Raw genomic sequence first — 11,734 nt, 5'->3', positions numbered from 1 at the left:
ACATACCTACTGCAAAACCGCCTAGCTTAGCCTCTGCACCACTATCATTAGTGGTAACACGGGTAATTTTTCCTGTTGTCAGGTCTTTGATAAATGCATCTGTGGCATTATTGGTGTCGTCAACGACAATATTATTGGCACTACTATTAAATAATATTTTTGTACCATCGGCAGAAATGGCAACAGCATCACTATCACCATTAAAACCTTCAAATTCGCCAGTAGAAACTAAGGTGACAGCACCAGTTTTTAAATCTTTAATAAAAACATCTTGTTTGCCATTTAGGTCATTATCAACTAGGTTAGTTGCTCTACTGGTAAATAATACTTTTGTGCCATCGGCTGAAAAAGCAACGGCTGTACTATCAGCATCACCTTGTTGCCCTGTAATATGGGTACTAACTCGGGTGATTTCACCTGTGAGTAAGTCTTTTACAAAAACATCAGCCACGTCATTGTCATCATTAGCCACTAAATTAGAAGCCCAACTATGGAACAAAACTTTTGTGCCATCAGCCGAAAATACACTACCATAACTTTGAGCATTTGCTTCTACACCATGACTATCTTCACTGATACGCACAGGACTACTTACAGAAACAGATTGCTCAATGACAATATCTGAAAAATCATCGACTTGATATGAATCATCACCAGCACCACCAACCATGGTATCGCCACCAACGCCTCCATCTAAATTATCATTACCATCCCCACTGACTAAACTGTCAAAGCCATCACCGCCTAATAACGCATCATTGCCTGCACCACTATTTAAAATGTCATCTCCTTCTTCACCCCATAGTGAATCATCACCATTCGCTCCTTCTAATTGATCATCCCCTAAACCACCAATCACAATATCGTTACCATCACCGCCCAATAAAGTATCATTACCTTCCAATCCTTTGATAATGTTATCACCCACATTGCCTGTAATATGATTATCTAAGGTATTACCCGTACCCTCGATGTTATCCGTACCTGTTAAAATTAAATCATCAACACCATCTGGTAAGGTGTAAGAAACATCGGAAGTATGTGTTGTGCGAGAAATGGCCATGTGTAGATACTCCTAATCTTTGGGTCAGCAAGTTCCATGCTTAGGCAAGTAACAGCCGCCCGCTAAATTTTTATGACGGTACGGTTAAAGACAAGTTGGTAAACTAAATATATTGAGTATATCCTATTCTGCTGTTGTATTTTTAGACTTTTTTGGCAAACACAATGAAAACATATTTAGTGGGTGGTGCAGTCCGCGATACCCTCTTAGGCAAAACCGTTAAAGACCGTGATTGGGTCATTGTTGGTGCCACACCAGACCAGTTACTTCAACAGGGTTACACAGCCATTGGTAAAGATTTTCCTGTGTTTCTGCATCCACACAGCCATGAAGAATATGCTCTAGCTCGAACTGAACGAAAAATTGGTTCGGGCTATCATGGTTTTAGCTGTGAAACAGGCAGCCATATTAGTTTAGAACAAGATTTAGCCCGCCGCGACCTAACAATTAATGCCCTTGCGCAAAATGATGATGGACAAATTATAGACCCCTATGGTGGTCAAGCCGATTTAACGGCAAAAATTTTACGCCACGTCTCGCCTGCTTTTGCCGAAGACCCTTTACGTGTGTTAAGAGTCGCTCGGTTTGCCGCACGTTATGCTGATGATGGCTTTAGTATTGCCCCCGAAACTTTAGAGCTCATGCAACAAATTGTCCAACAAGGAGAATTAGTGCATTTATCAGCCGAACGTATTTGGCTAGAAACGCATAAAGCACTAGGAGAAGCGCGACCCGATATTTACATTGAAGTTTTACAACAATGTGGGGCATTACAAGCGTTGTTCCCTGAAATTGACCAATTATTTGGTGTGCCTCAACGTGCTGAATATCATCCCGAAGTCGATACGGGCATTCATATTTTAATGTGCTTACGTGTAGCTGCTCGCGACCATTTATCAACACGCGCACGTTTTGCAGTATTAGTCCATGATTTAGGCAAAGGCATTACCCCTAAAGAGCAATTGCCACGACACATTAATCATGAACATACAGGCGTTGCTTTAGTCACTGCCTTATGTGAACGCTATAAAGTGCCACGCGATTATCAACAATTAGCCGAAATGGTTTGCCAATATCATTTAGATTGTCATCGGGTTGTTGAGTTGCAAGCTAAAACATTATGGGGCAAGCTACAAAAGCTAGATGCTATTCGGCGCCCAGAGCGTTTTATCGAATTTTTACAGGCTTGCCAAGCAGATGCTCAAGGGCGTTTAGGTTTAGAACATAAACCCTATCCGCAATTTGACTATTTTAGACAAGCCCAACAAGTTGTAGCACAAATTACCCCTAAACAGCTAGCCAATTTAAGCCAACTCAATGGCGCAGAGATAGGTCATGCTTTAGGTGCTTTACGGATACACGCATTACATGAGTTTAAACAACAATACCTTCAACAATCCTAAAGTGGTTTTAGTGACAGGCAGTGGTCAACGAGTCGGTGCAGAGATTGTTCGCTCTTTGCATCAATCGGGCTGGACAGTATTAATTCATTATCGTCATAGCCAACAAGCGGCATTAAGCTTAGCCAATGAGCTAAACCACCAACGTGCAAACAGTGCTTATACCTTATGTGCCGATTTAGATGATTTAAACCAAATTAATCAATTATCACAACAAATTGAGCAAATCACTGATCGTTTAGATGCTTTAGTTAATAATGCGTCAACATTTTATCCCACACCAATTGGCAATGTTGACGATAATGCGTGGCATGATTTGTTTAGTAGTAACGCCAAAGCTCCGTTTTTTTTGAGTCAAGCCTGTGTGACTTTACTCAAAAAGACACAAGGTTGTATTGTCAATATTGTTGATATTCATGCTCAACGCCCCTTTAAAAACTATACCGTATACTGTATGGCAAAAGCGGCCTTACAAACCATGACTTATGCTTTGGCTAAAGAACTTGCGCCTGATATTCGGGTCAATGGTGTTGCACCAGGTGCGATTTTATGGCCAGAAATGAACAGCCCTTCGGCGATTAATAACGATACTCAAGCAGAAATTTTGGCAGGTATTCCCTTACAATGCTCAGGCACCCCCCAAGATATTGCCAAAACGGTACGTTTTTTAGTGGAAGATGCCCCATATATTACAGGTCAAATTATTGCCGTTGATGGTGGCAGAAGTCATACCTTAGGGATGGAATAAAAAAAGGCTTAGCAATCTAAGCCTTTTTATTTCATAATTTAACCAAACAATGGTCGAATTTGTTGGCTGCCTCTCTCAATCACCAAGCCGACACTATCCGCAGCGGGCAAAGCCGCAGGTTTAGACAAACGTAGACGTAACCACGTTACACCAAACTCGTCCATTAATAAACTCGCCACTTTCTCGGCTAAAGTTTCAATTAAATGCCATTCACTCTGACTAATATAATTGGTCAAACGTGTTGAGACTGTTTTGTAATCAAGGGCGTAGGCGATGTCATCCGTTGATGCTGCTTGACGAATATCTATCGCAATTTCTAAATCTAGATGAATAGGTTGGCGAATACGTTTTTCCCACGAAAAGATACCGACAATGGCATCAACTTTTAAATTACGGATATATAAAATGTCCACAACTTTAGCCTGTATAAAAAAATTAGGCTGTATTATAAACAAAAAAGGGCGCAAAAATGCGCCCTGTTTTATGTGCCAATTATTAAACGTTAACCACCTCCGTTTGAACCACTGGCGCATAAATTAATGCACACCAACGGCAGATTTGTTTTTTAATTGCTCATATAACACGCCGTCTTCTTTGGCAAATAAAATCTCTTTCCATTGTGCCAATAAAGCATCGGTATCATGATCTTTAGGATGAAAGCTTGGCTTAAAGAAGTCTAAATACTGTGGCAACAACCGTGAAAACACGCCTTTTTTACCATTCCACAAGTATTTCATGGCCTGCCAAGTTTGACGAAACTTAAATAATTGGCCATCCGCTGCTAACATGCGCGTATGAAATGCAAACGTTACCGCAAAGAAAATGACAGTGGTTAAAGCCATCGTTGCAACACGCAAACCATAACTACCAACCATTTGTTGATAAACATCATAAGCCACTGTTTTATGCTCATTTTCTTCTAAAGCATGCCACAACCATAAATGACGTGCTTCAACCGAAAATTTTTGCTGGACATCTGCATCACGCAACAACATTTCTGCAATAATCGCGGTATAGTGCTCTAACGCTACTGTAGCGGCTAACTGAACAGGCTTAGGTAAGGTTTTTTGTACTAAATCTAATAATTTAGTCACATCACGATCAAGTTTATCTACAGGATAACCTTGTCGGGTAGCCATGTCGTTAAAACCCTGATGCTCTTTGCTGTGCATGGCTTCTTGGCCAATAAAACCTGCAACTTGGGCTTTTAACACAGGGTCAGTAATACGCTCACGATAATGGCGTACTGCTTCAACAAAAAATGATTCACCTGCAGGAAATAAAGACGATAATGTCGTCAAAAAGGAACTTAAATAAGGGTTGTTATCATAATAATAACGCTCAGAATCGGTCGAAAACTCAAAATCTAAGCGACGTGGTGGGATATTTACCGTTGCACCTAATGCCAACTTTTTAGTTGCAGGAGCTGCCGTTGTATGGCCAATATTGTTAGAAACGCTAGTATTCATATGCAACCTCTTAATTTGTGGTGCTACTTCATTTTTACATTGACTAATGTCACACTAATAATGTAATTGTATGGTTGTACGGTAAGTAGGTGCTTTTGTGCCATTTTTTTATCATTAGAGGACAATATGTCTATCAATTTGCAAAGTTTGCCTAGCGTCTATGCCTTGTTATTAGTTGACGTTGCTGCTAACTGGCAAGTAAAGCCCGAACAGTTATTGGCCGATTTAGGCTTAACCAGAGAAATGTTGCTAGAACCACAGCGACGTATTTCTTTAGAAGATGTCAACAAATTGATTATTAAAGCGCGTCAACTCACCCAAGAGGCGGCATTAGCGATTTATTTTGGCCAAAAAATGCAAATTTCGATGCACGGTTTTATTGGTTTTGCTGCCTTAACCGCAGCAAACGTGCGTGAAGCTTTAATTATTGCCGAACGTTTTGTCGGTATGATTAGTAGTTTGGTTGAATTACGTGTTGAAGAAGGCGCAGAAAAAAGTAATCTGATTTTAACCATTAATACCCAATTACAGCCTTTGCGTGAATTAGCCGTGTTAGCCGTGATGTTTGGTTTTGCTCACATGGGTTATGCAGCAACAGGCCAAGTATTAACAGGTGATGTTGAAGTTGACTTTGCTTGCCCTGATTATTTAGAGCCTTTGATTCCTTTTTTACCTGCCAAAGTCAGCTTTAATAGCCAAATAAATCAAATTGTCTTTTCCAGCACTTATTTAGATTTAACACTAATAATGGCTAATCCAGTTGCCAGTCAATTAGCCTTAACCCAATGTGAACAGGAACTACAACGATTTGGTTTAGACAAACCCTTTGTAGCACAAGTAAAAGCCTTAATGTTTGATGAAAAAATGGGCTTTTCGACTCTCGAACAAGTCGCTCAACGTTTACATATGTCCGAACGCACCCTAAAACGCCAATTAGCCAAATATGAATTAACTTATACCGATTTAGTAGAAGAAGCACGAAAACAAAAAGCCTTAGATTTATTAACCAACAGCCAACTGAGTTTAGATGATATTTCCGAATATTTAGGTTACTCCGATTTAGCCAACTTTACCCGTGCCTTTAAACGCTGGACAGAGCAAACACCAACCGCTTACCGCAAAAGCCTAGCAAAATAATCAACTATTAAGAGAGTCTTTTTTCAATTCGTAAATGTAAAATTTATTTATATAACAACACGTTAAACAACTATAAAATCTGCTAGACAAGCATATTTTATAGGCATATTATCAAAGGCATAAACCATATATTTTATATGGTTTTAAACCCCTTTGGGAGTTAGGCAATTAATACCCAGTAGGCTAGCCTAACTCCCCTTTTTATTGATATGGCAAAGAGAAAACTTATGATTATTGAAGTGACTGGTGATTTGTTATTAAGTAAAGCCCAAGTAATTGCTCATGGTATTGCACCTAATGACAACTTTGGTCAGGGTTTGGCTTTATCATTACGCGAACAATGGCCAAGCTTATACAAAGACTTTCGTCATTTTTGCCAAACACAACACCCTAAAGAAGGCACAATTTGGTCATGGATGAGTTCTGAAGGTAAAGTCATTGTCAATCTATTAACCCAAGAAGGTGCTTATCATCACGGTGAAAAGCCAGGGCGCGCTAACACTAAACATGTACATCATGCCTTAGCCGAATTACGTAAATTGATTGACAGCGAAAATTTTAGCAGTGTGGCTTTACCTAAATTAGCCACAGGTGTAGGTGGTTTATCGTGGGAAGAAGTTTATCCGTTAATTCAACAACACTTAGGTGATCTTAGTATTCCTGTGTATGTTTATACGACTTATCATAAAGGCCAACAAGCTGAGTGATTGAAAAAGAGCGCGATACCGCGCTCTTTTTTATTGTGGCAACAAGCCTCTTAGCTGTTTATTCAAATAGTCTTGATAATTATAAATCGGAAATGGAATTGGCTCTGTAGATTTCGCATATTCTTCTTTTTTTACCATACGCAACGAACCAAGAGCTACACTATAAGGCGCACTATGTTGCACAAAATTAGCCGCCCATGACGGCACTTTTCCACCTGGGTCAACGTATCCCTCTGACTCAACAGCAATATCACCATTTTCTAGCGGCGTAAATTTAAACGTTAAATCTTCGGCAATCATACGTACTAACGGTGGTTTAGCTGGCAAATAATTAGGCTCTGCTTCTACTCTCAACATCACATAATTTTTGGTTGCAGTTTGTAACTCTACAGTCGCATGCAAAATCACATCTCTATCTGGCAAACCAGCTGGTGCTTTATGCACCATATAAATATAATATTCTGTAGGTGAAACGCGCTTTAATAATTTGGTCTCTAAAACTTGCCAATACCAACGACCATAGTTTTCAAAGTCTAATAAAAAACGCACCAGTGTTTCTGGCTTAACATCTTTCATGACCATAGTAGCTTTAAAAGAACGATATTGTTTGCCGTCCTCTAAACGTGCATAAGTTTTAATTTGACGTAATTTATCATTTTTTACCAATGTCCATTGGTTGGTTAATTTCATTTGTAATTCGTCAATATCATCACCTGCTGCATACACAGGCAAGTGTGTCACAGCCATTATGGTAGCCATTGCACATAAAGCTTTTAAGAGTCGACTCACTATGTTCTCCGCTATTTATTAATTGTTATTATGTGAAAATAAAATATAACAATATATTACCTAATATTTTGTATCAAAAAATGATCAAGTACGCCAAGCTATCACGACTAGTTCTCATTTTTATATCACTCCAATAAAAAAGGCTTGGTTTCCCAAGCCTTTTTTCGCTGCGCCAATTAGGCTTTAAGCTCTTTTTTAGCTTTATGCCAGCTCAACCACATAGTGATACTAAGGATAGTCACAATCACTGCTAAAGAAACTAAAGCAGGAATCTTAAACACATCCAACAATAACATCTTAGTACCAATAAACACTAAGACAATCGCTAAACCATAATTTAACAAGCTAAAACGATCAGCGACCCCAGCCAACATAAAGTACATGGCACGTAAGCCCAAAATCGCATAAATATTAGAGGTTAATACAATAAATGGGTCGCTAGTAATCGCAAAAATTGCAGGAATACTATCAACCGCAAAAATCACATCACTTAGCTCAACAAAAATCAAAACCAAGAATAACGGCGTTGCCACACGTTTGCCATTTTCCCAAGTAAAAAACTTTTCACCATCGTAGTCTTTAGACAAAGGAATATGATTTTTCAACCAATTCAATAGCTTATTGTCATCTAAAGATGCATCTTCATCAGCACCTTGCCACATTTTAATACCCATCAGCACTAAAAAGCCGCCAAAAACATACATCAACCAATGGAATTCTGTTAACAACCAACCGCCCACAAAAATCATCACTGCGCGTAAAATAATCGCCCCTAAAATGCCATATAACAACACGCGACGTTGCAAATGAATCGGCAGGGCAAAATAGCTAAAAATCATTAAAAATACAAAAACGTTATCAACCGCTAAAGACTTCTCAACCAAATAACCTGTAAAGTATTCAGCGGCTTTTTCGGTTGCAACAGCACTACCAAAGGTATTTGTTGTTTCCCACCACAATAAAGCACCAAAGGCTAACGCCAAACTAAACCATACTAACGACCACTTAAGCGCACTTTTAAAACTCACTGTTTGCTGGCCATTTTTATTTAAGCCAACAAAATCAATGGCAAGTGCAGCAAACACACTTACCGCAAAGGCTGTCCACAGTAGAGGACTGGCTAAAGTTTCCATAATCAACCCCAATAGATTTATATTAAGGTCATCTGGATTAATGATTGACAAGAATTTTGACAATACAAAACCGATGACCAAAAGTTTGGTCACCATAGTCTTGCTTGTCTTTGCTAACGTTGAACAACGTTATGAATGACTAAACGTACCGATTACTATTCAAGACTAAGATGTGCTTAGCAAGTAATGTGCTGACGATACGCTTACGAGAAGCTACTCCCTATGGGATAGGGGGAACTATAACAAAATGCTTAAAAAAAACAGCTCTACAAAGCATTTTTATGGCATATTTTTACACAACAATACAAGATATTAAAACTTAGTAACACGAGAGCAAATATGCCGCATTTTTCTGCTAATTTATCGTTATTGTTTAAAGAGTATCCCCTTATTGAACGTTTTGCAGTGGCGAAACAAGCAGGTTTTGATGCGGTTGAAATTCAATTTCCTTATGAATTAAGTATTGCAGAGATTAAACAACAATTAGATCAACATGATTTAGACCTTGTGTTAATTAATGTGCCTGCGGGTGATTTGATGCAAGGCGGAGATGGTTTGGCTTGTGTCCCCTCTCAAGAACAAGCCTTTAGAATGGCGGTTATGGAAGCTCTGAATTATGCCCATGAGTTGGGTGTTGGTCGAGTGAACGTGTTGGCAGGTCGTCAACCTGTAGACTGTGAATTATTAGATTGCTTAAAAACCTTAGCTAATAATTTACGTTATGCGGCCGAAGCCTTTCAATCAATTGGTGTTATTACCACCTTTGAAGCAATCAATACCTTTGATATGCCGCGCTTTTTAATTAAGTCGGTGGTCGATATGCAAGAAATGCTTGAAGTTGTTGATCATCCAACCCTAAAAATGCAGTTTGATTGTTATCACATGGCACGTATGGGCGAAGATTTATGGAGCAGCCTTGCCGAAAACATGCAGCATATTGGTCATATTCAATTTGCAGACACACCACATCGTCATCAGCCACATACAGGCAATATCGACTTTAAACGATTATTTGGCCTGATCGACCAATTAAATTACAAAGGTTATTGTGGAGCTGAATATCATCCATTAGGTCATAGCTTGGACTCGTTAGCATGGCTAAAACAGTATGGAGGCCATCATGAGTGATTGTGTGTTTTGTGCCATTAAAGCTAAACAAGCACCTGCGAGTATGGTTTATGAAGATGAGCTGTGTATGGTGTTAATGGATATTTTTCCGCTGCGTCCTGCCCATGTATTAGTAATTAATAAACGTCATGTGCAATATGTGCGCGAACTGACAGAGCAAGAACGTAATCATTTATTTGCCACTGCCAACAAGGTCAGTCAGGCAATGCTTAAGTCTTCCTTACAACCGTTGGCGGTACATTTTAATATTAATGATGGCAAAGCCGCACATCAAACCGTGCCTCATGTGCATTTGCATATTTTGCCACGTTATAAACATGATAATTTTGCTTTTTTACGTAGCTTGTTGGCCAAACCTTTAGTGATGCTAACAGGTGGCGCAAAACGCGAAATATTAGACAAACAAGCCACAGAAATTGCACGATATTTATAACCACTCACCCCAACCCTCTCCCCAAAGGGGCGAGGGAGAATAGGGTCTGTTGAAAATTTAGCCCACTTTATGTGCAGCAACTTGACCTGCAACACGCTCGCCCATCGCTTTACCTAATGCGGCTAAGGCATTAAATGGTCTAATCATCACTTCAAAATCAATAATTTTTCCTTCTTGATTAAAACGAATCATATCAATGCCTTTTAAAGACTTGCCATCCACCACAGCACTAAATTCTAAAACGATTTCCATACCATCATCGGTCGCAAAAGAACGGTGATAGGTAAAGTTTTCAAAAATGGTAATCACTGTTTGTAATATTAATCCAACAGCAAAAGCACCTGCATATGGGCGATGTGCCATTGGCGAACGAAATACAACTTCTCGATGTAATAACTCAACCAAAATGCTGGTCTCTTTGTGTTCAATCATCTTGTGCCATTGTGCTAATGACTCGGCAACCATTGGCTGTAGGTGGTTTAATGTCATAACAACTATCTCTCATCTGGGTTGAAGATATCTTGACATTATCACCAAATGTTTACAGTGTAAACATTATTTTAAATATTGTTAGCAATTTAAAAAAATCGCTATTATCGATAAAAAATCTGCAACTTTTTTGACTATGCTTCGTTATAAGAGAGGTAAAGAAACTTATTTAGGCTTACGCTACTATCAAAGAAAAGCATAAGTCCTATTCTCAACCCAACGAGGTGTACCATGACTAGCGAAACTAAAAAAACTTGCCAATGCTCAAAATGCAACTGTACTAATTGTACCTGTGAAAACTGCAACTGCCCCTGTTGCCAAGGTGAATGCCAATGCACAGCCACTGAATGCAAATGTAGCTGTAATTGTGGTTGTTGCCAGCCAAAAACAACGGATACTAAAGGCTGTTGTTAACCCTCACCCCAACCCTCTCCCACAGGGAGAGGGAGTATAACTGTAGGTGATTTTATGACCGCTTCTGCGTCTGCACTAATACCTGATTTGTGGCAAGACTACCATCAACGATTAACACAGTATGTGCTTAAACGTATTCACAATCAAAGTGATGCCGAAGACATTGTGCAAACTGTTTTTTTAAAAATTCAACAGCATCCACCCCAATTAAAAACCATTCCTCAATTAGAAGCATGGTTGTTACAAGTCACTAAAAATACCTTAGTCGATTATTGGCGCAAAATTAAACCCACAATGCCTCTGTTAGATGAGCATGATTACGCACTCGAAGAAGACCCTGAACCCAATGAAAATCCGTGGTTAAACTTGAGTTGTTGTTTGTTGTCGATGATGAAAGACTTGCCCGATAAATATCGCCAAGCGGTTGAATTAGCCGACCTCAAAGAGCTAAAACATAAAGATATTGCCCAAATGATGGGGATTAGTGAATCAGGGGTAAAAAGTCGGGTAAAACGTGGCCGAGAAAAACTCCGTGATTTATTAGTGAGTTGTTGTGGCAGTGATTGCACTTGCCACGAAAAAACCACTGAATATGGCTGTTGTCATCAATCCTGCTGAGCTAAAATTTCTTTAGCAATCACTTTTGCCCAACGTTGATAGGCGATTGGACTGGGATGAAAACCATCTTTGGCTAAAAACTCAGATTCAAAACGTGCTGTAGGAGAGACCACATACCCATACGCATGGTTATCAAAATGCTTTTTTAGTTGTCGATTAAACTGTTTGGCATACAAGCCAACATACCAACGCAAAGGTTGTGGCAA

General features: G+C 39.3%; 12 protein-coding genes and 2 pseudogenes. 7 read left to right on the top strand and 7 right to left on the bottom strand.

Features of this window, described 5'->3' with window-relative positions; all coding sequences use genetic code 11:
• A pseudogene (locus tag Q0212_RS14210) lies at positions 1–1,063 on the bottom strand (hypothetical protein); the annotation flags it as partial.
• Between the two features lie 164 nt (positions 1,064–1,227).
• Between Q0212_RS14210 and Q0212_RS14205 the strand changes: the two are divergent.
• Together Q0212_RS14205 and Q0212_RS14200 are read left to right on the top strand one after the other, a co-directional pair.
• Positions 1,228–2,466, top strand: a complete 1,239-nt coding sequence (locus Q0212_RS14205; protein WP_297926651.1) for a multifunctional CCA addition/repair protein — start codon at positions 1,228–1,230, stop codon at positions 2,464–2,466.
• Positions 2,432–3,211: a pteridine reductase gene (locus tag Q0212_RS14200; RefSeq protein ID WP_297926648.1), complete on the top strand. Its 780-nt coding sequence runs from the start codon at positions 2,432–2,434 to the stop codon at positions 3,209–3,211. The genes Q0212_RS14205 and Q0212_RS14200 overlap by 35 nt, the downstream gene beginning before the upstream one ends.
• Positions 3,212–3,249: 38 nt before the next feature.
• Here Q0212_RS14200 and folB read toward each other — a convergent pair whose 3' ends face one another.
• On the bottom strand, positions 3,250–3,624 hold the full coding sequence (gene folB / locus Q0212_RS14195; RefSeq protein ID WP_297926645.1) for a dihydroneopterin aldolase: 375 nt from the start codon (positions 3,622–3,624) through the stop codon (positions 3,250–3,252).
• 123 nt (positions 3,625–3,747) lie between these two features.
• Positions 3,748–4,680: a metal-dependent hydrolase gene (locus Q0212_RS14190; protein ID WP_297926642.1), complete on the bottom strand. Its 933-nt coding sequence runs from the start codon at positions 4,678–4,680 to the stop codon at positions 3,748–3,750.
• A 126-nt stretch (positions 4,681–4,806) separates the two neighbouring features.
• Here Q0212_RS14190 and Q0212_RS14185 point away from each other — a divergent pair, with 126 nt between their 5' ends.
• Both Q0212_RS14185 and Q0212_RS14180 read left to right on the top strand, forming a co-directional pair.
• Positions 4,807–5,817: an AraC family transcriptional regulator gene (locus Q0212_RS14185; protein WP_297926640.1), complete on the top strand. Its 1,011-nt coding sequence runs from the start codon at positions 4,807–4,809 to the stop codon at positions 5,815–5,817.
• Between the two features lie 227 nt (positions 5,818–6,044).
• On the top strand, positions 6,045–6,524 hold the full coding sequence (locus tag Q0212_RS14180) for a macro domain-containing protein (protein ID WP_297926637.1): 480 nt from the start codon (positions 6,045–6,047) through the stop codon (positions 6,522–6,524).
• Between the two features lie 30 nt (positions 6,525–6,554).
• On the opposite strand, the gene Q0212_RS14175 is transcribed toward Q0212_RS14180, so the two are convergent.
• Complete coding sequence (locus Q0212_RS14175; protein WP_297926635.1) at positions 6,555–7,271, bottom strand: START domain-containing protein; 717 nt, start codon at positions 7,269–7,271, stop codon at positions 6,555–6,557.
• A 218-nt stretch (positions 7,272–7,489) separates the two neighbouring features.
• Positions 7,490–8,446, bottom strand: coding sequence for a TerC family protein (locus tag Q0212_RS14170; protein WP_297926633.1), 957 nt, complete (start codon positions 8,444–8,446; stop codon positions 7,490–7,492).
• Between the two features lie 339 nt (positions 8,447–8,785).
• On the opposite strand from Q0212_RS14170, the gene Q0212_RS14165 reads away from it, so the two are divergent.
• Together Q0212_RS14165 and Q0212_RS14160 are read left to right on the top strand one after the other, a co-directional pair.
• Positions 8,786–9,574: a TIM barrel protein gene (locus Q0212_RS14165; RefSeq protein ID WP_297926631.1), complete on the top strand. Its 789-nt coding sequence runs from the start codon at positions 8,786–8,788 to the stop codon at positions 9,572–9,574.
• Positions 9,567–10,007: an HIT family protein gene (locus Q0212_RS14160; RefSeq protein ID WP_297926630.1), complete on the top strand. Its 441-nt coding sequence runs from the start codon at positions 9,567–9,569 to the stop codon at positions 10,005–10,007. The genes Q0212_RS14165 and Q0212_RS14160 overlap by 8 nt, the downstream gene beginning before the upstream one ends.
• Positions 10,008–10,064: 57 nt before the next feature.
• Here Q0212_RS14160 and Q0212_RS14155 read toward each other — a convergent pair whose 3' ends face one another.
• Positions 10,065–10,496, bottom strand: a complete 432-nt coding sequence (locus tag Q0212_RS14155; protein ID WP_297926629.1) for a nuclear transport factor 2 family protein — start codon at positions 10,494–10,496, stop codon at positions 10,065–10,067.
• 468 nt (positions 10,497–10,964) lie between these two features.
• Between Q0212_RS14155 and Q0212_RS14150 the strand changes: the two genes are divergently transcribed.
• Complete coding sequence (locus Q0212_RS14150) at positions 10,965–11,528, top strand: sigma-70 family RNA polymerase sigma factor (RefSeq protein WP_297926626.1); 564 nt, start codon at positions 10,965–10,967, stop codon at positions 11,526–11,528.
• Here Q0212_RS14150 and Q0212_RS14145 read toward each other — a convergent pair.
• Positions 11,516–11,734 (bottom strand): annotated as a pseudogene (locus Q0212_RS14145) (SGNH/GDSL hydrolase family protein); the annotation flags it as partial. The gene Q0212_RS14150 and the pseudogene Q0212_RS14145 sit on opposite strands and share 13 nt — an antisense overlap.

Source organism: uncultured Agitococcus sp., assembly GCF_937920075.1.
Classification (GTDB): Bacteria; Pseudomonadota; Gammaproteobacteria; order Pseudomonadales; family Moraxellaceae; genus Agitococcus.
Note: the sequence above shows the minus strand (reverse complement) of the source record. Positions and strands in the feature narration are given on the sequence as shown.

Excerpts from the sequence above, each read along its gene's own strand:
- Q0212_RS14205 (WP_297926651.1), top strand. The coding sequence starts at position 1,228 with ATGAAAACATATTTAGTGGGTGGTGCAGTCCGCGATACCCTCTTAGGC.
- Q0212_RS14200 (WP_297926648.1), top strand. The coding sequence starts at position 2,432 with ATGAGTTTAAACAACAATACCTTCAACAATCCTAAAGTGGTTTTAGTG.
- Q0212_RS14190 (WP_297926642.1), bottom strand. The coding sequence starts at position 4,680 with ATGAATACTAGCGTTTCTAACAATATTGGCCATACAACGGCAGCTCCT.
- Q0212_RS14185 (WP_297926640.1), top strand. The coding sequence starts at position 4,807 with ATGTCTATCAATTTGCAAAGTTTGCCTAGCGTCTATGCCTTGTTATTA.
- Q0212_RS14180 (WP_297926637.1), top strand. The coding sequence starts at position 6,045 with ATGATTATTGAAGTGACTGGTGATTTGTTATTAAGTAAAGCCCAAGTA.
- Q0212_RS14175 (WP_297926635.1), bottom strand. The coding sequence starts at position 7,271 with ATGGCTGTGACACACTTGCCTGTGTATGCAGCAGGTGATGATATTGAC.
- Q0212_RS14170 (WP_297926633.1), bottom strand. The coding sequence starts at position 8,446 with ATGGAAACTTTAGCCAGTCCTCTACTGTGGACAGCCTTTGCGGTAAGT.
- Q0212_RS14165 (WP_297926631.1), top strand. The coding sequence starts at position 8,786 with ATGCCGCATTTTTCTGCTAATTTATCGTTATTGTTTAAAGAGTATCCC.
- Q0212_RS14160 (WP_297926630.1), top strand. The coding sequence starts at position 9,567 with ATGAGTGATTGTGTGTTTTGTGCCATTAAAGCTAAACAAGCACCTGCG.
- Q0212_RS14155 (WP_297926629.1), bottom strand. The coding sequence starts at position 10,496 with ATGACATTAAACCACCTACAGCCAATGGTTGCCGAGTCATTAGCACAA.
- Q0212_RS14150 (WP_297926626.1), top strand. The coding sequence starts at position 10,965 with ATGACCGCTTCTGCGTCTGCACTAATACCTGATTTGTGGCAAGACTAC.